Origin of the sequence: Alistipes sp. An116 (genome assembly GCF_002161005.1) — a bacterium.
Lineage (GTDB): Bacteria > Bacteroidota > Bacteroidia > Bacteroidales > Rikenellaceae > Alistipes > Alistipes megaguti.
Window position 1 is genome coordinate 15,149 of the sequence record NZ_NFLR01000019.1, and the last position, 23,530, is coordinate 38,678.

Genomic DNA, 23,530 nt, shown 5'->3' on the forward strand with positions numbered 1-23,530 from the left:
TCGCAACGTTTTTGCAACCCGATTGCAAAGACGGGCAGCGCGCGAAGATCAGTGTTTCGACCGGCAGGCGGGACAGCGTCCCTTGATCAGGTAATTGATCTCCCGGACCTCATACCCCTCGGGATAGCTGATCACGGGGATATGGATGTTGTCCAGGCAGAAGGTTTTTCCGCAGATTTCGCAATGGAAGTGGCAATGCATCTCCTCGACGCGGCAGGCGTGGTCGTTGTGGCAGAGGCAGTATTTCGTGGCACCGCTGCCGTCCTCGACGACGTGGAGCAGATGGTGACGGGCGAAGAGCGTGAGCGAGCGGAAGATCGAGGATTTGTCGAGCGTGTCGGCCTCGGTTTCGAGGTCGGCGAGGCTGAACGTATTCTCGAAGCGCTCCATGATCTCGAGCAACAGGATCCGCACCGCCGTAGGGCGGATACCGTGCTGTTGCAGAATCTCTTCCAAACGGTTGTCGTTCATGCTTTTCGACGGTCAACTGCTGTCAGGCCTGCCCCGACAGCGGAGTTCAACGATTTGCGAAACAGGGGAAAAACCGGCGACGTACGGCCGGGGAGCTCATACGCGGCGGAGTGTGCGCAGCTCCGCCGCACACGCTCCCGACTACCCTCTCACGGGAGGAGCCCTCATCCCGCGGTTCCGCAGGATGACCTCCCGGGGGAGCGGAACCGGAGCAAGCGAAGCATCGCCGGCCGGAAGGATGAGACGGGCCGGTTCGGGGAGTTCGGCCGCCAGCGAAGGCGGCAGTTCCGAGACGATGCAACGGAGATATTTTTCGCTGTCGTCCGGATGCGACGACGTATAGAGTTCGATTTCGGTGGAGTGCCGGTCGCAGTCGCAGCCCGCAGCGAGCCACCCTCCGCCGCAGGGCAGCGGATCGGTGCACAGGTCGGCCGCGCAGCACTCCGCACAACGGAGTTCGGTCTGCGCACGCATCATGCCCAGACACTTGCAGGTCATCGACGCCAGCGACACCGAGGCCGTTGCCGCGATGTACAGGGCGCAGAGCGCCAGAGCTATGCAGCGTTTGAGCTTCATGATTCGATGATCCCGCACGGGACGAGTTGTCCGATCCACTTCCGGGCGTCGCTGCGGGCTCTTTCGGGGCACACGTTGTAGCGTTCCGTCAATGCTTCGGCCACCTGTTGGGCCGAGAATTCCCGCCCGCGGAAGAGATTCCACAGCGCACGGACCGGCGCGTTGAGCGCCAGAATGCGTGTCGGAGCGGCGGTTTCGGCCTCTCCGGGGGCCACGGCAACCTGTTCGCCGGCCATTTCGCGGAGCCTGTATTCGGAGCGGATCTTCATCATGCAACGACTTGTCCGAGGGCAAAAATAGGAAAAATTCCGAAGAACGCCTAATTTTTCGTACCTTTGTGAACATGGAATCTGTCACGGACAACATCTACCGCACACTCGAACGCTACTGGGGCTTTACGTGTTTCCGCTCCGTTCAGGAGCAGATCATCCGTTCGGTAATGGAGGGGCGCGACACGCTGGTGCTGATGCCCACCGGAGGCGGGAAATCCCTCACCTACCAGGTTCCGACGATGGCGCGCGAGGGGTTGTGCATCGTCGTCACGCCGCTCATCGCCCTGATGAAGGATCAGGTCGACCGGCTTCGGCGGCAGGGAATCCCGGCCGTGGCGATCCACTCGGGGCTCTCGCCGCGGCAGATCGACATCGCACTGGACAACTGCGTCTACGGCGACACGAAATTCCTCTACGTGGCGCCCGAACGGCTGACCACGGAAGCCTTCCGGCTGCGGGTCGTGCGGATGCCCGTGACGCTGCTGGCCGTCGACGAAGCGCACTGCATCTCGCAGTGGGGCTACGACTTCCGCCCCTCCTACCTGCGGATCGCCGAGCTGCGCGAGCGGCTGCCGGGCGTCCCGGTGCTGGCGCTGACAGCCTCGGCGACGCGCCCCGTGGCCGAGGACATCATGCTCCATCTGAAATTCGCCGAGCCGAACGTCATCCGCAGCAGCTTCGCGCGGCCGAACCTCTCGTACAGCGTCCGCCACACGGACGACAAACTGGGCCAGCTGCTGCGGCTGCTGCACAACGTTCCGGGATCGGGCATCGTCTACACCCGCACGCGCGACGGAGCCGAACAGCTGGCCGAACAGCTCCGCAACGAGGGCATTACGACGGCCGCCTACCACGGCGGTCTGGGCCACGCCGACCGTTCGCAGCGTCAGGAGGAGTGGCTGCAGGGACGGGTCCGGGTGATGGTTGCGACGAACGCCTTCGGCATGGGCATCGACAAGGGTGACGTGCGCTTCGTGGTCCACTACGCGATGTGCGACTCGCTGGAGAGCTACTACCAGGAGGCCGGGCGTGCCGGACGCGACGGCAAGCGGGCCTACGCGCTGCTGCTCGTCGCCTCGGACGACGGCGAACGGATCTCGCGCCGTTTCGAGCAGGAGTTTCCGCCACTGGAGAAGATCAAGGAGATCTACGAGCGGATCTGTTCCTACCTGCAGATCGGCATCGGCGAAGGGGGCGAGACGAGCCATCTGTTCAACCTCTACGACTTCTGCGCGCGGGAACACCTCTATGCCGGGACGGTGCAGAGCGCCGTGAAGCTGCTCCAGCAGAACGGCTACATGACCCTGACCGATCTGCAGGACAACCCTGCTCGGGTAATGTTCTGCGTGAGCCGCGACGATCTCTACCGGCTTCGGCTCCAGCGCGACCGGCTCGACCCGTTCATCCGCACGCTGCTGCGCCTCTACAACGGCATCTTCACCGAATTCCGTCCCATCGACGAGGGCGAACTGGCCACCTGGAGCGGCTATACGGTCGAACGGGTCAAGGAGCTGCTCCGGGAGTTGTGGCAGCTGCGTGTGATCCGCTACATTCCGTCGAACCGCTCGCCGCTGCTCTACCTGAACGAAGAGCGGCTTCCGCGCGAGGATCTCTACATTGCCCCGGAGACCTACCGCCGCCGGCAGGAACTCATCCGCGAACGCTTCGAGCAGATGCTCGCCTACGCGCGCAACGAAACGGAGTGCCGCAGCACGATTCTGGAGCGCTATTTCGGGGCCGAGTCTGCGGAGCCGTGCGGGATCTGCGACGTCTGCCTGGCCCGCAAGCGGGCGGCCAAAGCGGCTGCCGGAACTCCGAATACGCCGGGCGGTGCGAACGAAAACCCGTCCCCGGCCGACTCCGACGCCCCATCGACCGCCTCCGCCGCTCCGTCGGCCGCGGCTTCGGACGAGGAGTTGCGGCGACAGCTGCTCGAACGGTTGACGGCCCGTCCGGCCGATCCGCGCCAACTGGCTGCCGGTTGTGCCGCCTCGCCCGAACGCATCGCCTCGGTGCTCCGCGAATTGCTCGCCGAGGGCAAAATCGTCGCCGACGGCAGCGGGATATTGAAAATTATTCCGTAATTTTGCAGGAACATTCACTCGGGATGACCACAGTCAACAACTTTACCGATAAGATCAGCAACGAAGAGACCGCCCAGCTTCCGGCCATCGAGTTCGGAGGCCGGATCTGTATCATCGACCACGAACGCGACATCGTCGAGGCCTGCAAGGTGCTTGCCGCCGAACCGGTGATCGGCTTCGACACCGAGACGCGGCCGTCGTTCCGTCCGGGGGTGACCTTCCGCGTATCGCTGCTCCAGCTCTCGACGCCGACGGTCTGCTATCTCTTCCGGCTGAACCGGATTCCGCTGGCCAAACCCATCCTGCAGCTGCTCGAGAACAAACAGGTGCTCAAGGTCGGGGCCGATGTGGCAGGCGATCTGCGTGCGCTGCACCAGATCCGCCACTTCCGCGAGGCGGGATTCATCGACCTGCAGTCGATCGCCCCGCAGTGGGGCATCGGCGAGAAGAGCCTGCGCAAGCTCTCGGCCATCGTGCTGGGACAGCGTGTCTCGAAGGCCCAGCGGCTGAGCAACTGGGAGGCCGCGACGCTGACCGACAAGCAGCAGCTCTACGCCGCCACCGATGCGTGGGTCTGCACACGGATCTACGAAAAGCTGCTCCGCACCCCGCAAAAAACGCTACGATCATGATACCACAAGTCATTCTGCGCAAAGGCAAGGAGGAGTCGCTCCTGCGCCGCCACCCGTGGATCTTCTCGGGGGCCATCGACCACATCCGGGCCGAAGAGGAGGAGGATTTCGCTGAAGGGGCCCTCGTCGAGGTCTACACCCACACGGGCGACTTCATCGCCCAGGGCCACTACCAGGTCGGATCGATCGCCGTGCGGGTGCTCTCGTTCGAACGCGAACCGATCGACCAGGCATGGTGGAACCGGCGCGTGGCCGTGGCCCACGACGTGCGGCGCACGCTCGGTCTGACGGACAACCCCGCGACGACCTGCTACCGGCTCATCCACGGCGAGGGGGATTCGCTGCCGGGACTCGTGGTGGACATCTACGGCACGACGGCCGTCATCCAGTGCCACTCGGTGGGGATGTACCGTTCGCGGATGGAGATTGCCGAGGCGCTGCGCGCGGCCTACGGCGACCGCCTGACGGCCATCTACGACAAATCGTCGCAGACACTCCCCTTCAAGGCGCACCTCGGGGCCGTTGACGGCTACCTGTGGGGCCACGCCGAAAACCCGTCGCAGGTGGTCCTCGAGAACGGCGAACAGTTTCTCGTCAACTGGGAGGAGGGTCAGAAGACGGGCTTCTTCCTCGACCAGCGTGAGAACCGCGAGCTCGTGAAACGCTACGCCCGAGGCCGCACGGTGCTCAATACGTTCTGCTATACGGGCGGATTTTCGGTCTATGCCCTCTCGGGCGGGGCTCGCGAGGTGGTTTCGGTCGACTCGTCGGAGCGGGCCGTGGAGCTGGCCACGGAGAACATGCGGCTCAACTTCGGAGAGACGGACAACCACCGGGAACTGGCGGCCGATGCCGTGGAGTACCTCAAGGAGATCGGTGACCGCTACGACCTGATCATCCTCGACCCTCCGGCCTTCGCCAAACACCACAAGGTGTTGAGCAACGCCATGCAGGGCTACAAACGGCTCAATGCACGGGCATTGTCACAGATTCGTCCGGGCGGCATACTCTTCACCTTCTCCTGCTCGCAGGCAGTTTCGAAGGAGCTGTTCCGCACGACGGTCTTCTCGGCGGCAGCCATCGCCGGGCGCAAGGTGCGGATTCTGCACCAGCTGACCCAGCCGGCCGACCACCCGATCAACATCTACCATCCCGAGGGCGAATACCTCAAGGGGTTGGTTCTCTACGTCGAGTAGCGAAAGAGGCGAGGGGGGGGGTGAAGAACCCGGGCCGACGAGAGAACCCGGGGCACAGGGAGAACCCGGGCCGCCGAGAGGCTGCACGGTCTACCTGCCCGACGGCTACGACTGCGACACGACGCGCCGCTACCCGATTCTCTACCTGCTTCACGGCGCCAGCGATACCCATACGGCCTGGACCGAGAAGGGCAACATGCGCCAGATTGCCGATGAAGCCTTTGCCGCGGGACTGGCCCACCCGATGGTGATCGTCATGCCCGACGCCTCGGGCGAGGGCGAGAACCACACCGGTCTTCACATGGGCTACTTCGATGTTCCGGGCTGGCCCTACGAACGCTTCTTCTTCGAGGAGTTCATGCCGCAGATCGAGAGCCGCTACCGGATTCTTGCCGACAAACAGCACCGTGCCATTGCCGGGCTTTCGATGAGCGGAGGCGGCACGGCAGCCACACGTGGCGCTACTGGCAGCAGGTGCTGGCCGACATACTGACCTTCTTCTCGATCGGTTTCGACGAATAGAAGGAGCACCCAATCCGGTCCCGAAGCGCACCGCACGAAAAAGGGCTCTCCCGTCGGGGGAGAGCCCTTTTTTCATACGGCTTCGTCCGAAGCTCCGGGACGTCAGTCAGGCCGGATCACCGACCCCGACGAACCGCGGACAACGGCCATCCGACTATTTGCGGCGGGCGCGCTGCTGCTCCTGCTGACGGAGCAACTCTTCATAACGCTGCTGGAATTTCGATTTCTTGCCCTTGGATTTTCGGGCGGCATTGGCCTCCATGATGGCATGGATCTTCTCGTCATCGACCATCCGCCGGATCACGAGCGTCTGCCCGATGGTAATGAGGTTCGAGAGGAGGTAATAGTAGCACAGACCGCTCGAGTAGCTGTTGAACCACAGGAGCATCATGATCGGCATCAGATAGAGCATCATGAACTTCATGCCGGCCATCTGGGGCTGTGAGGAGGCCGTCTGCTGATAGTTGTACCACGAATAGCCGAAGAGCGAGATGGCCATCAGCAGGGCAAACAACGAGACATGGTCGCCGTAGAAAGGGATCGAGAAGGGCAGATTCAGCACGCTGTCGTACGACGAGAGGTCGTCGGCCCAGAGGAACGACTGCCCGCGCAGCTCGATCGAAGCCGGGAAGAAGCGGAACATGGCGATCAGGATCGGCAGCTGAATCAGCATCGGGATACAACCGCCCATGGGGTTGATGCCGGCCTTCTTGTAGAGCTCCATGGTGGCCTGCTGGCGCTTCATGGCATCCTCCTGCTTGGGATACTTCTTGTTGAGTTCGTCGACCTTGGGCTTGATCAGCCGCATCTTGGCCATCGAGACATAGCTCTTGTAGGTCATCGGGAAGATGACGATCTTGACCAGAATGACGAGGATCAGGATGATGATGCCGAAGTTCGCGATGTAGTTGCGCAGGAAGTCGAAGACCGGAATCACGCACCAGCGGTTGACCCAACCGAAGATACCCCACCCCAGCGGAACCAGCCGTTCGAGGTGGATGTCGTCACCGGCCGGGAACTCGACCTTCTTGAGGATCGAATACTTGTTGGGGCCGAAGTAGAAGGCGAAGTCATAGTTCTGGGTCTGCGGCGTATAGGGCACGGTCATCTGAGCCGAGAAGCTCTTGAGCAGATCCGATTCGGGAGCGGCCGTCGTGAACGACAGGTTGGCATAGGAGACATTCTCCGGGGCGATGAAGACCGACGAGAAGAACTGCTGCTTGAAGGCCACCCAGTTGACCTGCGAAGAGACCTCCTTGGACTTGGACTTTTCGCTCATGCCCAGCTCTTCGATCGAGTTTTCATCGGGGAAGCGGTAGGCCAGCGTGGTGTACATGTTTTCGTTCTGGAATCCACGCTCGTTCTGATAGGTATCGTTCGACCAGTCGATCTGAATCTGGGTCTGGTTGGCCATGGCATGAGCCATGTTGACCAGGCACACGTCGAAATCGACCAGATAGTCGCGCTGCGGGGTCTTCGTATCATATATAAGGTACCGGTACTCCAACGCGGCCCCTTCGGCCACGGGCAGACGCATGACCACCTGTCGGGCCCCGTCCCCGAGCGTCTCGACGGGCTGCGCCTCGAAGACGTAGTCCAGCGTGTTGACGGGGATATTCCGCAGGCCGTTCTTGACATAGAACGACAACCCGAAACGCGACGTCGAGGGATCCATCAGCTCGACAAGCTGGCTGCGTTCTCCGCGGGGGGCATACTTGGTGAAATCCTTCAGGGTGACCCCCTTGACCTGACCGCCGCGGGTCGAGAAGCGGACGGCGATCACGTCGTTCTCGACGGTGAACTCCTCGGCCTCGGCCTCGCGGGCGGCCGTAAGAGCCTCGCCGAGCATCTCGACCTGACGCACCCGGGCCGCAGCGGCGAGCGAATTGGCATCGGCCGGATCGGCCAACACGGCATCCGCCGCAGCGAGCGAATCGGCACCTGCAGCCAGCGGGGTCACGGGTTGCGAAGCCCGGGCCACCGAGTCGACATAGGCGTCGTAGAGGGCCTTCTGCTCCTGATATTCTTTCTGTTCCTTACTGCTGAAGAAGGCGAACCCCAGGAAGAGGAGCGCCACGACGGCAATACCGATAATCGATTTCTTGTCCATTCAAACGTTGTTGCTTGTTTTTGAGTGAGTAATCAAACGGGGAAGCGATCAAACCGGACCGGGCTACTTTTTTTTCGCGTCGGCGTAATCGAGTGCGGCCTTGACGAAGGCGACGAAGAGCGGCGAGGGGCTCAGCACCGTGCTCTTGTACTCGGGGTGGTACTGCGTACCGACGAACCAGGGATGGTCCTCGATCTCGACCACCTCGACCAGATTGGTGTCGGGGTTCACGCCGACGGCCTTCATGCCGGCGGCCTCGAAACGCTCCAGATAGTCGTTGTTGAATTCGTAACGGTGGCGGTGACGCTCCGAGATGTTGAGTTTTCCGTAGGCGGCAGCCACCTTCGAGCCCTTCTTCAGCACGCAGGGATAGGCGCCCAGACGCATCGTGCCGCCCTTGGCCGTGACACCCTTCTGCTCCTCCATCAGGTCGATGACCGGATGGGCCGTCTGCTCCATTTCGCTCGAGTTGGCGTCGGCGATGCCGAGGACGTTGCGGGCGAACTCGATCACGGCGCACTGCATGCCCAGGCAGATTCCGAGGAACGGAATGCGGTTTTCACGGGCGAAGCGCACGGCCTCGATCTTGCCCTCGATGCCGCGGTTTCCGAAACCGGGGGCCACCAGAATACCGGCCATCTTGCCCAGCTGGGCGGCGACAGTCTCGGGCGTGATCTTCTCCGAGTTGACGTAGTGGAGCCTGACGTGGCAGTCGTTGACCGCCCCGGCGTGGATGAACGACTCGCTGATCGACTTGTAGGCGTCGTGGAGTTCGGTGTACTTGCCGACCAGGGCGATGTCGATCTTCCGGGAGGGGTGCTTGATCTTGTCGACAAAGGCGCTCCAGGCGGTCATGTCGGGCTCCTTCTCGGCCGGGAGGTTGAGCTTGTCGAGAACGACCTCGTCCAGGTGCTGTTCGTGCATCTTCAGGGGCACCTCGTAGATCGTCGGCACGTCGATCGACTCCATGACGGCGTTGGCGTCGACGTTGCAGAAGAGGGCCACCTTGCGCTTGAGGGAGGTGGTCAGGGGACGCTCGGCGCGCAGCACGAGGATGTCGGGCTGCAGACCGTTCTCGAGCAGCGCCTTGACCGAGTGCTGCGTCGGTTTGGTCTTCATCTCGCCCGAAGCGGCCATGTAGGGGATCAGCGTCAGATGGACCAGCGCCGTATTCCTGTAGCCGAGCGAGTAGCGGAGCTGACGCACCGACTCGATGAAGGGCTGCGACTCGATGTCGCCGACCGTACCGCCGATCTCGGTGATGATGATATCAAACTTTTTGGTCTGACCCAGCAGCTGGATGCGGCGTTTGATCTCGTCGGTGATGTGGGGGATGACCTGCACCGTGCGGCCGAGGTATTCGCCCTTGCGCTCCTTCTCGATGACGCTCTTGTAGATGCGGCCCGTAGTGACGTTGTTGGCCTTCGAGGTGGGCTGGTTCGTAAAGCGCTCGTAGTGGCCCAGATCGAGGTCGGTCTCGGCGCCGTCTTCGGTGACATAGCACTCGCCGTGCTCGTAGGGGTTGAGCGTTCCGGGGTCGACGTTGATATAGGGGTCGAGTTTCTGAATGGTCACCGAATAGCCACGCGCCTGCAGCAGGCGGGCGATCGAAGCCGAGATGATACCCTTGCCGAGCGACGATGCCACACCGCCCGTCACGAATATGTACTTGGGTTTGGTCAGTTTCATGCTGTCTTGATTTTCTGTATTTTTTGTCTGTCTCTTACGGTTGAATCCTTAAACACCGATCGACCGGACTGGCTCCGATCGATACGGTTTGAGAAGCGTCTGTCAGGCGTTCGGGTCCTTGTCTGCGTCGGCCTCCTGGCGGTCGATCATGCGGACCTTCTCGACGGTTGCGGCCATCTCCTGGCGAGCCCGTTCGATCTTGGCGCGCACGTCGGCGATGAGCGACTCGGCGTTTTTCGATTTGGCGAAGAATCCGATGTTGTTCTCCAGCAGGGCGATCTCCTGCTCCAGCTGACGCACCTTGTTGTAGAGGCGGTCGCGTTCCGTGCGCAGGCGGCGGTCGCCGGAGCCCTTCATCGAGGAGATCTTCTCGCGGAAGCGGCCCATCGAGCGGTCGCGTTCCGAACCGCGCAGGGCGTTGAAGAGTTCGTCGACGGCGGCCTTGTATCGCTTCTGAATGGCATCCTTCTGCTTGATGGGCACGAATCCGATCTCGCTCCAGCGGCGCTGGAAGTCGCGGATCACCTCGTAGCCGCCCGTGCGGACGTCGGCCGCGGCCATTTCGTCGAGCAGGGCCTGCTTGCGGCGCAGGTTCTCCTCATACTCGCCGTCGACCGAGGCGAAGTGGGCGGCCTTGCGCTCGAAGAACTTGTCGCAGGCGGCGCGGAAGCGTTTCCAGACGGCCTCGGAGTGGCGGCGCGAGACGGCGCCGATCTGTTTCCAGCGGGCCTGCAGGGCGATCAGTTCGTCGGTGGTCTTCTTCCACTCCTCGCTGTTCACCAGTGATTCGGCGGCCTCGCAGATCTCGTTCTTGAGCTGCAGGTTGTGCTCCATTTCGGTCTTCAGGCCGGCGTAGAACTGGCGCTTGGCCTCGAAGAACTTGTCGCAGGCCGTGCGGAAACGTTCGTAGATGCGGTTGTTGTCCTTCTTGGGGGCGAAACCGATGGTCTTCCAGGTCTTCTGGATCTCGAGCAGCCTGTCGCTGGCACGGTTCCACTCCTTGCGGGTAGTGAGCGGCTGCGAGGCGAGCTCCTCGGTTGCCTCGCAGAGGCCGGTCTTGAGTTCGAGATTCTTGACCTGCTCGGCCTTCAGGGCCTCGAAATGCTCCTGATGCAGTTTGTTGATGCGGCTCGAGGCGGCCTTGAAACGCTCCCAGAGCGCCTCCTTGTACTCGTTGGCCACGGGACCCGTCTCGCGCCACTGATCGTGGAGCTTCTGCAGCTTGTGGAAGGCCTCGACCACCGAAGGTTCGAGCAGCAGGGCCTCGGCCTGTTCGCAGAGGGCGACCTTCTGTTCGTAGTTTTTCTTCAGATCCAGGTCGCGCAGTTCCTTGTTGATCTTGATGAAGTTATAGAAGTTCTCGACATGGAGGTTGTAGGTCTCCCAGAGATCCTTGATGTACTGCTGGGGAACGGGTCCCGTTTCGCGCCAGCGCTGCTGCAGTTCGCGGAACTTGTTGAAGGTATGGTTGAGCGTCTCATCGGAGTTTACGAGCTCCTTGAGCTCCTCGATGATCTGCTGCTTGACCTTGAGATTGGCCTCCTTTTCGGCCTCGAGGTTGGCGATGAAGATGTCGCGACGGCGGCGGTACTCCTTGAAGAGCTCCTTGAGCTGCACCTCGGCGCCGTCGACGGCGGGGGCGAAATCCTCCTCGGCACCGCCCCCCTCGAGGAAGCGGCGGCGTGCCGCCTCGACCTCGGCGCGGCGCAGGCGGTAGAAGGCGATCTTCAGCGCCTCGACATCGCGGCGGATCGACTGTACGGGCTGCTCTTCGAGCATGCGGGCGAAGAGTCCCACGAGTTCCTCCTTGCTCTTGCCGGCGAACTTCTCCTCGGGCGAGCTTTTCTGCTCTTCGGCCAGCTGATCGGCTTCGGCCTCCTCGGCGGTTTCGCCCTCGAGTTCGAGTCCGGCGTCGTGGGCGGCCAGAGCGGCCTCCTCGTCGGCGAAATCGACCCGCACGTCAGCGGGAGCCGTCTCGTCATCGAATTCGGCGACGGGTTCCGCAGCGGGTTTGATCCGGGCGCGTTTGGGGCGTGCCACCTCTTCCGGGGCTACCTCTTCCGGAGCGGCACCGACGGGCTCCTGCGGGGTCTCCGGCATCGGGGGCGTCACGGATTCAGCCGGGGTCGACGCCTCGGTCGGAGTTTCGGGTTCAGCGGATTCGGGAGTCGCCACGGGACTCGTTTTCGCATCTTCAGCCACGGGGCTGACTTGCTCCTCGGGAGCAGGAAGTGTCGATTTTTCAGTAGCCATCACAGTAGAGGTTTTTGCATCCCGGCGAAGGGAGCGTCCATAAATCCCGCAAATATAACCATTTTATGCGGAACCCGAAAGAGAAATCGACAAAACCTGCAACAAGCGCGCAATCGCGACCTACAGCGGAACGGTCCCGCACCGCGGGGAGGTGATCCGCCGAAAAAAAACGGCGGGATTTCGGAAAATTTTTGTTACATTCGCAGGTTGTATACCCCGCGGCGCACTCCGGTCCGCCGCCCCAGAACCTGACGACAATGAGCCATCGCATCCTGCTGGTGGACGACGAGGTGGACATCCTCGAATTCGTCCGATACAACCTCGTCCGCGAGGGTTACGAGGTCTTCACGGCGCAGAACGGCGCCGAGGCGCTGAAGGTTGCCGCCGAGTGCCATCCGCATCTGATCCTGCTGGACATGATGATGCCCGTGATGGACGGTGCGCAGACCTGCCGGGCGATCCGCGCCAACCCCGAACTGAAGGATACGATGGTGGTTTTCCTCTCGGCGCTGGGCGAGGAGGAGCAGCAGCTGACGGGCTTCGGCGTGGGGGCCGACGACTACCTGACCAAACCGATCAAGATGAAGCTGCTGGTGAGCCGCGTGCAGGCGATCCTCAAGCGCATCGACGCCGGCACGCCTCCCGAGAAGCGGCCTTCGGCGGGGATTACGGTCGACCGCGAACGCTACATGGTGATCCGCGACGGCGAGGAGATCAGCCTTCCGCGCAAGGAGTTCGCGTTGCTCGATTTGCTCTACTCGTCGCCGGGCAAGCTGATTCCGCGCGAGGAGATCTACGCCAAGATCTGGGGTACGGAGGTGGTCGTGGGCGACCGCACGATCGACGTCCACATCCGCAAGCTGCGCCAGAAGATCGGCGACGAACGCATCGTCACGGTCAAGGGCGTCGGCTACAAGTACGAGCCCTGAGGGGGGGGCTGTTCGGTCGGACCGATGGGAGATCGGTCCGCATGAAAAGGGTTAGCAAGGTTAAGAGTCATGATACAGGAAGGGAAATACCGCCGGATCGTCGTCAAGGTGGGCAGCAACGTGCTCACGCGCGAGGAGGGCCGGCCCGACACGACGCGCATTTCGGCGCTGGTCGACCAGCTGGCACGCCTCCACCGGGCGGGCATCGAGACGATACTCGTCTCGTCGGGGGCCGTAGCCTCGGGGCGCAGCCTGCTCGAACCGTGCACGGGACGCATCGACACGGTCTCGGCACGCCAGCTCTATTCGGCCGTGGGACAGGTGCGGCTGATGACGCGCTACTACGACCTGTTCCACGAATACGGCATTGCGTGCGGGCAGGTGCTCACCACCAGGGAGAGCCTCTCGACGCGGCGCCAGTACCTCAACCAGCGCAACTGCATGGAGGCGATGCTGACGGCCGGGGTGATCCCGATCGTCAACGAGAACGACACGATCTCCGTGACGGAGCTGATGTTCACCGACAACGACGAACTTTCGGGGCTCGTGGCGGCGATGATGGGGGCCGATGCGCTGCTGATCCTGAGCAACATCGACGGCATCTACGACGGTTCTCCGTCGGATCCCGCCTCGCGCGTCATCCGGCGCGTGGCTCCGGGCGAGGACCTCTCGCCCTATATCGACGCGACGCGTTCGTCGCGCGGACGCGGGGGCATGACCTCGAAGAACCGCATCGCCAGCCGCGTGGCGGGCGAAGGGATCGAGGTGGTGATCGCCAACGGCCGCCGCGACAACATCCTGACGGAGCTCGTTCTGGGCGACGGCGAGGTGATCTGCACGCGTTTCGAACCCTCCGCCCGCCCGGCCTCGGGGCTCAAGAAGTGGATCGCCAGCAGCGAAGGCTTCGCCAAGGGGGCGCTGCGGCTCGATGCCGGAGCGGTCGAGGCCATCCGGCGGAGCCAGGCGGCGAGCATCCTGGCCGTGGGGGTCACGCAGGTCGAGGGCGACTTCGAGCGCGACGACATCGTGCGGATCCTCTCGCCCGAAGGGATGCCGCTGGGCGTGGGACGCATCGCGTGCGACAGCGCCACGGCCCGCCGCAACCTGGGCCGCAAGGGGCTCCGCCCGCTGATTCATTGTGATTACCTCTATCTGGAATAGACGCATGCAGACCGATTACCAACCCCTTTTCGAGGCGGCCCGGCAAGCCGGCGCCGCCCTGCCTGACATCCCGGCCGAACGCCTCTCGGAGGCGGTCCGCACGGCGGCCGAAGCGCTGCGCCGCCACCTGGAGGAGATCCTCGCGGCCAACGCCGAGGATCTGGCCGCCATGGATCCCGCGTCGCCGCTGTGCGACCGGCTGCGGCTCACGCCCGAGCGGCTCGAGACGATGGCCGCAGACATGGAGTCCGTTGCCGGGCTTCCCTCGCCGCAGGGCGAGACGCTGGCCGCCTGGAAGCGCCCCAACGGCATGACGATCCGCAAGGTGCGCGTGCCGTTCGGCGTCGTGGGGATGATCTGCGAGGCGCGGCCCAACGTCACGACGGACATCTTTTCGCTCTGCCTGAAGACGGGCAACGCCTGCGTGCTGAAGGGCGGCAGCGACGCACGCCGCTCGAACGAAGCCATTGCCCGCGTGCTGCACGAAGCGCTCCGCCGGTCGGGGATCGACGAAGCGTCGTTCACGCTGCTGCCTTCGGACCACGCCGCCGTGGGGGCGCTGCTCCACGCCGTGGGCTACGTCGACGTGGTGATTCCGCGCGGCGGTGCGGGACTGATCCGCTTCGTGCGCGAAGAGGCCCGCGTACCGGTGATCGAGACCGGTGCGGGGATCGTCCACACCTACTTCGATGCGGCGGGCGATATCGAAAAGGGGCGCCGCGTGATCTGCAACGCCAAGACACGCCGCGTGAGCGTCTGCAACGCCCTGGACTGCCTTCTCGTCCACCGCTCGCGGCTCGATGACCTGCCGGCGCTCTGCGCTCCGCTGGCCGAACGCCACGTCACGCTCTACGCCGACACCGCATCGCTCGCGGCCCTCGAAGGGCACTACCCTGCCGAGCTGCTCCAACAAGCCACCGAAGCGAGCTACGGCACGGAGTTTCTCGACTACAAGCTGGCCATCCGGAGCGTTGCGTCGCTCGACGAGGCGCTCGCACACATCGCCCGCTACACGTCGCACCACAGCGAGTCGATCGTAACCGAGGATGCGTCGGCGGCCGAACGCTTCACGCGCCGCGTCGATGCGGCGTGCCTCTACGTGAACCTGCCGACGTCGTTCACCGACGGCGGACAGTTCGGCTTCGGGGCCGAGGTCGGGATCTCGACCCAGAAGCTCCACGCCCGGGGTCCGATGGGACTTCCCGAACTGACCACCTACAAATACATCGTCACGGGCGACGGCCAGATCCGGCAACCGTAGCAGAACGGATGAAAAATCCCGCTTTTCGGGCAAAAAACAGAACAATCCGTAATCATTTTTTTCGTTAAATTTGCAAGTCCGTAGAATAATACCTACTTTTACTTATGATTCGTGAACTCTTCTGCGTGGGACTGGGCGGCGCCATCGGCTGTATGGCCCGTCATGCGCTTTCAACATGGATGCTCGGCGGCCATCTGTTGTTCGGTTTTCCGCTGGGGACCTTCACGGTCAATGCCGTAGGATCGCTCGTGATCGGCTTCCTGCTCCAGACACTCAACTCCTCAACGTGGGGATGGCTGCTGGTGACGGGGCTCTGCGGAGGCTTCACGACCTTCTCGACCTTTTCGGCCGATACGGTGCGGCTGCTCAGGGCCGGCGACTACGCCCCGGCGGTCTGCTATGTGGTGCTGAGCATCGCGGTCTGCCTGCTCTTTACGGCGCTGGGCATGCTCCTCGGCTCGCAGACCCGCACGGCGTGAGGCAAAAACGAATGAAACAACAAAGACTCAAAAAGAATAAACTATGGTAATTCTCGTATTGAACTGCGGTTCGTCGTCGATCAAATACCAGGTGATCGACATGACGGACGCATCGGGCAAACTGCTCGCCAAAGGACTCGTGGAACGCATCGGCCTTCCGGAGGGAGACCTCACGCACAAACCCGTGGGCAAGACGCCCTTCGAACTCCACCAGCCGATTCCCGACCATACGACCGGCATCAAACTGGTGCTCGAGGCACTGACCGACCCCTCGCACGGCGTCATCGCGTCGCTCGACGAGGTGAAGGCCGTCGGCCACCGCGTGGCCCATGGCGGCGAATACTTCCCGGCCAGCTGCCTGGTCACGGAGGATGTCAAGGCCAAGATCCAGTCGCTGTGCCAGATCGCACCGCTGCACAACCCGGCCAGCCTCGAGGGAATCAACGCCGTGGAGAAGGTGCTTCCGGGCATCAGACAGGTGACGGTCTTCGACACGTCGTTCCACCAGACGATCCCGGCCGTGAACTACATGTTCGCCCTGCCCTACGAATACTATGAGAAATATCGCGTGCGCAAGTATGGCTTCCACGGAACGAGCCACAAGTACGTGGCACGGGTCGGCGCCGAACTGGCCGGTCTGGACTTCGCACATTCGAAGATCATCACCTGCCACATCGGCAACGGCGCCTCGATCACGGCCGTGCTCGACGGCAAGTCGTACGACACGTCGATGGGCTTCTCGCCGCTCGACGGTCTGGTCATGGGCACGCGCTGCGGCCAGGTTGACGCCAGCGCCATCACCTTCATCGGCGAAAAGGAGGGGATGAGCTACGCCGAACTCGACACGATGATGAACAAGAAGTCGGGCGTGCTGGGTCTGACGGGCATCTCGAGCGACATGCGCGACATCGACCGCGCCTACGACGAGGGCAACGAACGGGCCATCCTGGCGCGCGACATGTACTACCTGCGCATCAAGAAGTTCGTCGGGCAGTATGCGGCCGAAATGGGCGGCGTGGATCTGATCGTCTTCACGGGCGGTGTGGGCGAGAACTCGAGCGAGATGCGCGAGGCGGTCTGCACGGGTCTGGAGTTCATGGGCGTGGAGTTCGACCCGGAGGCCAACCGCGGCGCCCGGGGCGTGAACAAGCTGCTCTCGAAGGCCGACTCGAAGGTGAAGGTGGCCGTGATTGCCACCGACGAGGAGCTGATGATCGCCACGGACACCTACAACCTGGTCAAATAGAAGAGACAAACAAACAACGGATAAACCATCCCAAAAAACTCAAACATCATGATTCAGCATCTTACCGAGATCGTCGAAGAGGCGAGAAAGAGGGGTAAAAGACGTCTTGCCGTAGCCTACGGCCAGGATTCGCACACGCTGGCAGCGGTCTACGAAGCCTACAAGAAGGGACTTGTCGAGCCGACGCTCTACGGCGACAAGGCCGTGATCGAGCAGGTCTGCTCGGAAAACAACATCGACATCAAGGCCTTCAACATCGTCAACGAAACCAATGACGTGAAGTGCGTGCAGCAGGCCGTCGCCGCCGTAGTGGCCGGCAATGCCGACGTACTGATGAAGGGTCTGGTCTCGACGGACAAATACATGCGCGGAATCCTGAACAAGGATGCCGGCCTCTTCCCGCCGAAGGGCGTGCTGAGCCACGTCTCGATCATCGAGATGCCGTGCTACCACAAGCTGCTCATCATCTCGGACGTGGCCGTCATTCCGCTGCCGGACTTCAAGCAGAAGATGAAGCAGATCGGCTACCTGGCCCAGACGGCCAAGCTGCTGGGCATCGACTGCCCGAAGATCGCCTGCATCGCCCCCTCGGAGCAGGTTCTCACGAGCGTGGTATCGTCGACCGACGGCGCCATTCTGGCCAAGATGGGCGACCGCGGCCAGTTGGGCAACGTGATTGTCGACGGCCCGCTGTCGCTGGACGTAGCCCTCTACAAGGAGGTTGCCGAGCACAAGAAGGTGAAGGGTTCGTCGGTGGCCGGCGATCCGGACTGCCTGCTCTTCCCGAACCTGGAGTCGGCCAACGTCTTCTTCAAGAGCACGACGCACCTGTGCGGCGGCGAGCTGGCCGCCATGGTCATGGGTACGAACGTACCGTGCGTGCTGACCTCGCGCGGCGATACGAGCCTCACGAAACTCTACTCGATCGCACTGGCTTGCCTGGCCGTGAAGAAATGACCTTTGCGGCGGGATAGCCGCACACTAACCCTGAACCGAAAACTTTATGAGCTACAAGATCTTAGCTATAAATCCCGGCTCAACATCCACAAAGGTCGCTCTTTACGAGGAAGAGCGGCCTTTGTTGGATTTGACGCTGCGCCATTCGACCGAGGAGCTGCAACGCTTCACCGACGTCATCGACCAGCTGGACTGGCGGCGGGGATTGATCCTTTCGGCCCTTCGCGAGGCAAACTTTCCGCTTCGCGAACTGTCGGCCGTCATCGGCCGCGGAGGGCTGATCCACCCGATACCGGCAGGAGTCTACGAGGTGAATTCGCGGATGCGCTACGACCTGCGCAACGCCGTGATGAAGCACGCCTGCAACCTGGGCGGACTGCTTGCGGCCCAGATCGCCCACATGGCCAAGGTGAAGGCCTACATTGCCGATCCGCCGGTGGTGGACGAGATGGACGACACGGCGCGGATCACCGGCATGCCGATGTGCCCGCGCAAGTCGGTCTTCCACGCCCTGAACCAGAAGGCCACCGCGCGGCTGCACTGCGAGAAGACGGGCCGCACATACGAGGAGACGAACCTGATCGTGGCCCACATGGGCGGCGGCATCTCGGTGGCAGCTCACCGCCGGGGGCGGATCGTCGACGTCAACAATGCGCTGGACGGCGACGGGCCCTTCGCCCCGGACCGTGCGGGGAGCATTCCGTCGAGCGACCTGATCAAGGTCTGCTTCTCGGGACAGTACACCCGCGAGGAGCTGTTGAAATACGTTTCGAGCAAGGGCGGACTGGTGGCCTATCTGGGGACGAACTCCGTCATTCAGGTGATGGAACGCATCGCACAGGGGGACCAGCGGGCCCGGAAGGTGCTGGACGCCATGTGCTACAACATCTCGAAGCAGATCGGCGCAATGGCCGCCGCACTCGAGGGAGACGTGGAGGGCATTCTGCTCACGGGCGGCATCGCCTACAACGAGCCGGTCGTGGAGTATATCCGCCGCCACTGCTCGTTCATCGCCCCGGTGACGGTCTATCCCGGAGAGAATGAACTCGAGGCGCTGGTACAGAATGCGCTGGTGGTGCTGCGGGGGATCATCACCCCGAAAGTCTACGAATAGGAGCCGGGCATCGCACCCGAATGGAAAACAGATCGTCTACGCCTTGTGGACGATCTGTTTTTTCAGGAGGTCGCAGACCAGACGGAAGGCTTCGAGGCGGAAGAGGGCCGAGAGGCCGACGTAGAGCGCCACGCCGACCGTCACCCCGACCAGCAGACGCAGTATGGCACTGTCGGGGATCCACATTCCGACGCCGCGTACGGCCAGCCACATTACGACGGAGAGCAGAGCCATGGGGAGCAGCGTGCGGAGGAAGCGGCCGAGGGTCAGCTGCGTGAAGCGGCGCGTGGCCCAGAAGTTGATGACCATTTCGCAGAAGGCGATGGCGACCAGTCCCCAGACGACAGCCATGACGCTGTGGGGGATCGTCACGGCAAAGATCACCGTCATAACGATCTTTTTCAGGATTTCGAGCCGCACGATGAGCGGGCCGGCGCTGCGGGCCTTGAGGATGTTCATCGAGATGACGGCCACGGGCGAGAACAACCCGGCCAGACAGACCACCTCGAAATAGGGGACCGTGGGCATCCACTCTTCGGACAGCAGCACGGCGAAGAGGTCGTGGGACACGGCCGAAAGCCCCAGCATGACGGGGAACATGACGTAGGCGACGATCATCACCACCTGGCGGTAGCTTTCGGTGAGTTTCGGAAGGTCGTCGCGGATCTTCGAAAAGGCCGGGAAGGTGACATTCTGCACGGCCTGGACGCCCGTCACCGCGGGCATGTCCTTGATCTTGACGGCCTGATCGAACGAGCCGAGCGTAGCGGCCGGATAGAGCGATCCGAGGAAGAACTGCGGGATCTTGTTGTAGAAGTTCGAGATCAGATCGGTGGCCATCAGGCTGCATCCGAACTTCGACATCTCGTGCAGCGGCTGCGGGGAGAAGCTGCCGCGGGGGCGCCAGTCACTGAGCCACCAGAGGATGCCCGTGCGCAGCCCCACCGAGACGACCCGTTCGATGACCAGACTCCAGATTCCCCACCCGGCCAGCGCGCAGCCGATGGCGGCCAGCCCGCCGACGAGCGACGAGAGGAAGGTGACCTTCGACAGCAGGGCGAAGCGGAACTGCCGGATGAAGATCGTGTTCTGCACGGCACACAGGGCCGTCAGCGGGAGCAGCAGGTAGAAGACCGGAGCAATCTCAGCGATGACGGGCATGTCGTACCAGCGGGCCAGCAGCGGCGCCGTAGCCACCATTCCCACGTAACAGCCCAGCGAGACGGTCATGTTGAAGAGAAAGACCGACTTGTAGTCCGTTCCCGAAGGATCCTTGCGGCGGATGAGGCCCTGCGAGAAACCGCCGTCGACGATGACCAGCAGCACGGTGACGATGGCCGTAGGGATGGCCATGAAGCCCATGATCTCGCGCGTCAGCAGACGCAGGATCACGAAGCGCACGGCCATGGTCAGAAGCATGGATCCGATCTTCTCGGCCATGCTCCAGGCGACCCCCTGAGTGACCTTCTCTTTGAGTTCTCCGGCCAAGACCTAGGCTTTCTGCTGGGCGACGATCTCGGCGTTGCGGCGCCGGAGATTTCTCACGTTGGAGATCTCGACGTACGAAGCGCCGCCGTCGGGGCCGAAGCTGCCGCCGACGATGGCCATCAGATCCTCGTCATCGAGTTTGTGGTACTGGTCGATGAACTCCAGCGCATCGACCAGGAAGTGGTAGCGATCCGAGAGCTCCTGCTTGCGCAGAATGGGCACCACGCCGTACGACAGGGCCAGAATGCGCTGCGCGTGGAGCGAGTAGCAGACAGCCATGACGTTCTTGCGGCCGCGGAACGCCGCCAGATAACGCCCCGTGCGGCCGGTCTTGGTGTCGAGGATGACATACTTGATCGGCAGGTTGGTCGAGGCGCGCACGGCCGACCGGGCCAGCTGGGCGGTGATTTCGTGGTTTACGGAGACCATGTTCATGTCGATCATGGGCTGGAAGTGCTCGCCGTCGCGTTCGATGGCGCGGGCCACGCGGGCCATCGTCTCGACCGACTCGACGGGATAGTCGCCCATGGCGGTCTCGTCGCTCAGCATCACGGCATCGACGCGCTCGTAGATGGCGCTGGCCACGTCGCTGACTTCGGCACGGGTCGGGCGCGGCGACTTGACCATCGAATAGAGCATCTGCGTGGCGATGATCACCGGACGCTTGGCGCAGATGCACTTCTCGACGATGCGGCGCTGGGCATTGGGGATCTCCTCGGCGGGGAGTTCGACCCCCAGGTCGCCGCGGGCGACCATGATGCCGTACGAGGCCTCGATGATCTCGTCGATATTATCGAGCCCCTCCTGGTTTTCGATCTTGGAGATGATCTTGATATTGCTGCCGTGGGCGTCGAGGATCTCCTGCACGGCCTTCACGTCGCGTGCCGAGCGGACGAACGAATGGGCGATGAAGTCGACGTCGTTGCGCACGGCCCACTCGATGAAGCGGCGGTCCTTGGCCGTCACCGACGGGAGGTCGATCGAGACACCCGGCACGTTGACGCTCTTGCGCGAGCGGAGGGCTCCGCCGACCACGAATTCACAGTCGAGCTCCTCGTCACTCTTGCCCAGAACGCGGATCTCCAACTCGCCGTCGGCGATCAGCATGCGGGCGCCGACGGGGATGTCGCGGACGATCGAGGGAACGTTCATGTAGATGACCTTGCGCGTCGAGAGGTCCGAGCCGTCGGAACCGCGCACGACGACGCGGTCGCCGGCCTGGAAGCGAATGCTGTTTCCGTATTCATCGGCGATCGTCGTGACGCGGATCTCGGGGCCTTTCGTGTCGATCATGATCGGAATGGCGGGGTTAACCCGGTGTACGGTCTCGACGATCTTCGTGGCACCCTCCTCGGTGACGTGGGCCGAATTGACACGGACGACGTCCATTCCGGCGTCGAAGAGCTTCTGGACGAACTCCTCGGTGCAGCGGAAATCCGACATGGTGGCGACGATCTTGGTGTTTTTCATGCGATACATAACGAAATTCTTTTTTGCGTTGATAACCTGTGAATCCCCCAACTATCGGGCCGCAGCGGCGTGAATCAGTGCCTCGACACCCAGACGATAGGAGTCGAGCCCGAAGCCCATGATCGACCCCATGGCCACGGAGGCGAGCAGCGAGGTGTGGCGGAACGACTCGCGGGCGAGGATCGAGGAGATGTGCACCTCGACAACCGGCACCTCGACGGCAGCCACGGCATCCCGCAGTGCCACCGACGTATGGGTGTATCCGCCGGCATTGAGCACGACGCCGTCGAAGCGGCCGTCGGCCTGCTGGATCGTGTCGATGAGCACCCCTTCGTGGTTCGACTGCACGCAGTCGAACTCGACCTGTGGATAACGGGAGCGCAATTCATCGAAGAGTTTCCCGAAGGTTTGCGTGCCGTAGACGGCCGGGTCGCGACGTCCCTGCAGGTTGAGATTCGGGCCATTGAGAATCAGTATTTTCATGAGTTTACGGGTTATGGGTCCGCGCCGCGGGGATCGCGGCCGGGGAATTCGGAACAAAGGTAACTATTTTCGACGAAAAATCGGTATCTTTGCCCCACAGCCGCAACAAAAACATGACCGAATTCGGATTCATCGAACAGATACGCCGACTTTTCGCCCCGATTCCCGATCAGGGTTTCGAGGGGATCGGCGACGATTGCGCCGTGCTGCCGCTCGCCGGGGGCGAGGCGCTTGTCTTCACGGCGGACCTGCTGACCGAGGGGGTCCACTTCCTGCGCCACGCCACCTCGGCGCGCGAACTGGGCGGCAAATCGCTGGCCGTCAATCTGAGCGACGTGGCCTCGATGGGGGCGCGGCCCGTAGCGACGCTGTTGTCGATCGCCCTTCCGCGGGATGCCGCCCAGTCGTGGGCGCTGGAGTTCATCGAGGGGTACCGCACGCTCTCCGAACGCTACTCCACGCCGCTTGTCGGGGGTGACACGACGCGCTCCGAAGCCGGCATCACGATCAACGTCACGGCCATCGGCCGCGCCCCCCTTACGCACCTCAAGCGGCGCCGCGACGCCCGCCCGGGCGACGTGATCTTTGCAGCAGGTGAACTGGGCGCCTCGGGAGCCGGACTGCGCGATCTGCTTGCCGGACGGCTCGACACCCCGCTGGCTGCCCTCCACCGCAACCCCGTGCCGCAGGTCGACGAGGGGGTGTGGTTCGGCTCGCGGCCGGAGGTCCACGCCATGATGGACCTCTCGGACGGGCTGGCTTCGGATCTGCGCCACATCCTCGACCTCTCGCACGTCGGGGCGGAGATCGACCTCGAACAGATTCCCGTGGCCGCGGGCTCCGACCTGCAGACGGCGCTCTGCGGGGGCGAGGACTACAAGCTGCTGCTGACGGCCGACACCGCCTCGGCCGAACGGCTCACGGCGGAGTTCCGCACACGCTTCGGCACGCCGCTCTACCCCATCGGCCGCATCACCTCCGAGGCGGGGCTCACCTGGCTGCGCAACGGCCGCCCCGAGCCCCACGACTGGCAGGGATTTTCGCACTATTAGCGGAGCACCCGCGCGGACCGAAACGACAGCCCGTACTTTCGCTCCACCGTCGTTCCAGGAGCAACTCACCGGCCACTCCCGCCAG

The 23,530-nt window shown here is 62.9% G+C and carries 21 protein-coding genes; 12 read left to right on the forward strand and 9 right to left on the reverse strand.

All coding sequences use genetic code 11. The features are described from left to right. Positions 1 to 48 precede the first annotated feature (48 nt). From B5E60_RS11075 to B5E60_RS11085, 3 genes are all read right to left on the reverse strand, one after another. The gene (locus B5E60_RS11075) at positions 49 to 471 is read right to left on the reverse strand and encodes a Fur family transcriptional regulator (RefSeq protein WP_087311590.1); all 423 of its coding nucleotides are present in this window, start codon (positions 469 to 471) and stop codon (positions 49 to 51) included. A 141-nt stretch (positions 472 to 612) separates the two neighbouring features. Then, positions 613 to 1,047 carry a hypothetical protein gene (locus tag B5E60_RS11080; protein WP_087311592.1) on the reverse strand — a complete coding sequence of 145 codons (435 nt, stop codon included), beginning with the start codon at positions 1,045 to 1,047 and terminating at the stop codon, positions 613 to 615. After that, positions 1,044 to 1,316 carry a PqqD family protein gene (locus B5E60_RS11085; RefSeq protein WP_087311655.1) on the reverse strand — a complete coding sequence of 91 codons (273 nt, stop codon included), beginning with the start codon at positions 1,314 to 1,316 and terminating at the stop codon, positions 1,044 to 1,046. The genes B5E60_RS11080 and B5E60_RS11085 overlap by 4 nt, the downstream gene beginning before the upstream one ends. A 74-nt stretch (positions 1,317 to 1,390) precedes the next feature. Between B5E60_RS11085 and B5E60_RS11090 the strand changes: the two genes are divergently transcribed. The 4 genes from B5E60_RS11090 to B5E60_RS11105 are packed head-to-tail and all read left to right on the forward strand — an operon-like array spanning position 1,391 to position 5,724. Continuing rightward, the gene (locus B5E60_RS11090; RefSeq protein WP_087311594.1) at positions 1,391 to 3,403 is read left to right on the forward strand and encodes a RecQ family ATP-dependent DNA helicase; all 2,013 of its coding nucleotides are present in this window, start codon (positions 1,391 to 1,393) and stop codon (positions 3,401 to 3,403) included. Positions 3,404 to 3,426: 23 nt separating this feature from the next. After that, positions 3,427 to 4,035 carry a 3'-5' exonuclease gene (locus B5E60_RS11095; protein ID WP_087311597.1) on the forward strand — a complete coding sequence of 203 codons (609 nt, stop codon included), beginning with the start codon at positions 3,427 to 3,429 and terminating at the stop codon, positions 4,033 to 4,035. Next, complete coding sequence (locus B5E60_RS11100) at positions 4,032 to 5,231, forward strand: class I SAM-dependent rRNA methyltransferase (protein WP_087311599.1); 1,200 nt, start codon at positions 4,032 to 4,034, stop codon at positions 5,229 to 5,231. The genes B5E60_RS11095 and B5E60_RS11100 overlap by 4 nt, the downstream gene beginning before the upstream one ends. After that, on the forward strand, positions 5,185 to 5,724 hold the full coding sequence (locus B5E60_RS11105) for an alpha/beta hydrolase (RefSeq protein ID WP_087311601.1): 540 nt from the start codon (positions 5,185 to 5,187) through the stop codon (positions 5,722 to 5,724). The genes B5E60_RS11100 and B5E60_RS11105 overlap by 47 nt, the downstream gene beginning before the upstream one ends. Before the next feature lie 183 nt (positions 5,725 to 5,907). On the opposite strand, the gene yidC is transcribed toward B5E60_RS11105, so the two are convergent. The 3 genes from yidC to B5E60_RS11120 all read right to left on the reverse strand — a co-directional run bounded on the left by yidC (position 5,908) and on the right by B5E60_RS11120 (position 11,805). Continuing rightward, positions 5,908 to 7,863 (reverse strand): membrane protein insertase YidC, encoded by a 1,956-nt coding sequence (gene yidC / locus B5E60_RS11110; protein ID WP_087311604.1) that lies wholly within the window; start codon positions 7,861 to 7,863, stop codon positions 5,908 to 5,910. Between the two features lie 63 nt (positions 7,864 to 7,926). Further along, positions 7,927 to 9,552, reverse strand: a complete 1,626-nt coding sequence (locus B5E60_RS11115; protein ID WP_087311606.1) for a CTP synthase — start codon at positions 9,550 to 9,552, stop codon at positions 7,927 to 7,929. A gap of 102 nt (positions 9,553 to 9,654) precedes the next feature. Continuing rightward, positions 9,655 to 11,805 (reverse strand): DUF349 domain-containing protein, encoded by a 2,151-nt coding sequence (locus B5E60_RS11120; protein ID WP_087311608.1) that lies wholly within the window; start codon positions 11,803 to 11,805, stop codon positions 9,655 to 9,657. Positions 11,806 to 12,062: 257 nt separating this feature from the next. Here B5E60_RS11120 and B5E60_RS11125 point away from each other — a divergent pair, with 257 nt between their 5' ends. From B5E60_RS11125 to buk, 7 genes are all read left to right on the forward strand, one after another. After that, on the forward strand, positions 12,063 to 12,734 hold the full coding sequence (locus tag B5E60_RS11125; RefSeq protein WP_087311610.1) for a response regulator transcription factor: 672 nt from the start codon (positions 12,063 to 12,065) through the stop codon (positions 12,732 to 12,734). A gap of 69 nt (positions 12,735 to 12,803) precedes the next feature. Continuing rightward, positions 12,804 to 13,895 carry a glutamate 5-kinase gene (gene proB / locus B5E60_RS11130; RefSeq protein WP_087311611.1) on the forward strand — a complete coding sequence of 364 codons (1,092 nt, stop codon included), beginning with the start codon at positions 12,804 to 12,806 and terminating at the stop codon, positions 13,893 to 13,895. A 4-nt stretch (positions 13,896 to 13,899) separates the two neighbouring features. Then, a complete protein-coding gene (locus B5E60_RS11135) occupies positions 13,900 to 15,156 on the forward strand; it encodes a glutamate-5-semialdehyde dehydrogenase (protein ID WP_087311613.1) in 1,257 nt (418 codons plus the stop codon). A 104-nt stretch (positions 15,157 to 15,260) separates the two neighbouring features. Then, positions 15,261 to 15,635, forward strand: a complete 375-nt coding sequence (crcB, locus tag B5E60_RS11140) for a fluoride efflux transporter CrcB (RefSeq protein ID WP_087311615.1) — start codon at positions 15,261 to 15,263, stop codon at positions 15,633 to 15,635. Between the two features lie 43 nt (positions 15,636 to 15,678). After that, positions 15,679 to 16,881 (forward strand): acetate/propionate family kinase, encoded by a 1,203-nt coding sequence (locus tag B5E60_RS11145; protein WP_087311617.1) that lies wholly within the window; start codon positions 15,679 to 15,681, stop codon positions 16,879 to 16,881. Between the two features lie 48 nt (positions 16,882 to 16,929). Then, positions 16,930 to 17,838 (forward strand): phosphate acyltransferase, encoded by a 909-nt coding sequence (locus tag B5E60_RS11150; RefSeq protein ID WP_087311620.1) that lies wholly within the window; start codon positions 16,930 to 16,932, stop codon positions 17,836 to 17,838. A 46-nt stretch (positions 17,839 to 17,884) separates the two neighbouring features. Continuing rightward, complete coding sequence (gene buk, locus B5E60_RS11155; RefSeq protein ID WP_087311622.1) at positions 17,885 to 18,952, forward strand: butyrate kinase; 1,068 nt, start codon at positions 17,885 to 17,887, stop codon at positions 18,950 to 18,952. A gap of 36 nt (positions 18,953 to 18,988) precedes the next feature. Here buk and B5E60_RS11160 read toward each other — a convergent pair whose 3' ends face one another. From B5E60_RS11160 to aroQ, 3 genes are read right to left on the reverse strand one after another with little or no spacing between them, the layout of a single operon-like run. Next, positions 18,989 to 20,440 (reverse strand): lipopolysaccharide biosynthesis protein, encoded by a 1,452-nt coding sequence (locus tag B5E60_RS11160; protein WP_087311624.1) that lies wholly within the window; start codon positions 20,438 to 20,440, stop codon positions 18,989 to 18,991. A 3-nt stretch (positions 20,441 to 20,443) separates the two neighbouring features. After that, the gene (gene pyk / locus B5E60_RS11165) at positions 20,444 to 21,919 is read right to left on the reverse strand and encodes a pyruvate kinase (protein ID WP_087311626.1); all 1,476 of its coding nucleotides are present in this window, start codon (positions 21,917 to 21,919) and stop codon (positions 20,444 to 20,446) included. A 42-nt stretch (positions 21,920 to 21,961) separates the two neighbouring features. Next, positions 21,962 to 22,393, reverse strand: coding sequence for a type II 3-dehydroquinate dehydratase (gene aroQ, locus B5E60_RS11170; protein WP_087311628.1), 432 nt, complete (start codon positions 22,391 to 22,393; stop codon positions 21,962 to 21,964). Between the two features lie 113 nt (positions 22,394 to 22,506). Here aroQ and thiL point away from each other — a divergent pair, with 113 nt between their 5' ends. Further along, complete coding sequence (gene thiL / locus B5E60_RS11175; RefSeq protein WP_087311657.1) at positions 22,507 to 23,445, forward strand: thiamine-phosphate kinase; 939 nt, start codon at positions 22,507 to 22,509, stop codon at positions 23,443 to 23,445. Positions 23,446 to 23,530 lie beyond the last annotated feature (85 nt).

Coding starts and splice junctions, on each gene's coding strand:
- B5E60_RS11075 (WP_087311590.1), bottom strand. CDS start 471: ATGAACGACAACCGTTTGGAAGAGATTCTGCAACAGCACGGTATCCGC.
- B5E60_RS11145 (WP_087311617.1), top strand. CDS start 15,679: ATGGTAATTCTCGTATTGAACTGCGGTTCGTCGTCGATCAAATACCAG.
- B5E60_RS11115 (WP_087311606.1), bottom strand. CDS start 9,552: ATGAAACTGACCAAACCCAAGTACATATTCGTGACGGGCGGTGTGGCA.
- proB (WP_087311611.1), top strand. CDS start 12,804: ATGATACAGGAAGGGAAATACCGCCGGATCGTCGTCAAGGTGGGCAGC.
- B5E60_RS11100 (WP_087311599.1), top strand. CDS start 4,032: ATGATACCACAAGTCATTCTGCGCAAAGGCAAGGAGGAGTCGCTCCTG.
- pyk (WP_087311626.1), bottom strand. CDS start 21,919: ATGTATCGCATGAAAAACACCAAGATCGTCGCCACCATGTCGGATTTC.
- crcB (WP_087311615.1), top strand. CDS start 15,261: ATGATTCGTGAACTCTTCTGCGTGGGACTGGGCGGCGCCATCGGCTGT.
- aroQ (WP_087311628.1), bottom strand. CDS start 22,393: ATGAAAATACTGATTCTCAATGGCCCGAATCTCAACCTGCAGGGACGT.
- buk (WP_087311622.1), top strand. CDS start 17,885: ATGAGCTACAAGATCTTAGCTATAAATCCCGGCTCAACATCCACAAAG.
- B5E60_RS11150 (WP_087311620.1), top strand. CDS start 16,930: ATGATTCAGCATCTTACCGAGATCGTCGAAGAGGCGAGAAAGAGGGGT.
- B5E60_RS11120 (WP_087311608.1), bottom strand. CDS start 11,805: ATGGCTACTGAAAAATCGACACTTCCTGCTCCCGAGGAGCAAGTCAGC.
- B5E60_RS11090 (WP_087311594.1), top strand. CDS start 1,391: ATGGAATCTGTCACGGACAACATCTACCGCACACTCGAACGCTACTGG.
- B5E60_RS11095 (WP_087311597.1), top strand. CDS start 3,427: ATGACCACAGTCAACAACTTTACCGATAAGATCAGCAACGAAGAGACC.
- B5E60_RS11080 (WP_087311592.1), bottom strand. CDS start 1,047: ATGAAGCTCAAACGCTGCATAGCTCTGGCGCTCTGCGCCCTGTACATC.
- B5E60_RS11135 (WP_087311613.1), top strand. CDS start 13,900: ATGCAGACCGATTACCAACCCCTTTTCGAGGCGGCCCGGCAAGCCGGC.
- B5E60_RS11125 (WP_087311610.1), top strand. CDS start 12,063: ATGAGCCATCGCATCCTGCTGGTGGACGACGAGGTGGACATCCTCGAA.
- B5E60_RS11085 (WP_087311655.1), bottom strand. CDS start 1,316: ATGAAGATCCGCTCCGAATACAGGCTCCGCGAAATGGCCGGCGAACAG.
- yidC (WP_087311604.1), bottom strand. CDS start 7,863: ATGGACAAGAAATCGATTATCGGTATTGCCGTCGTGGCGCTCCTCTTC.
- thiL (WP_087311657.1), top strand. CDS start 22,507: ATGACCGAATTCGGATTCATCGAACAGATACGCCGACTTTTCGCCCCG.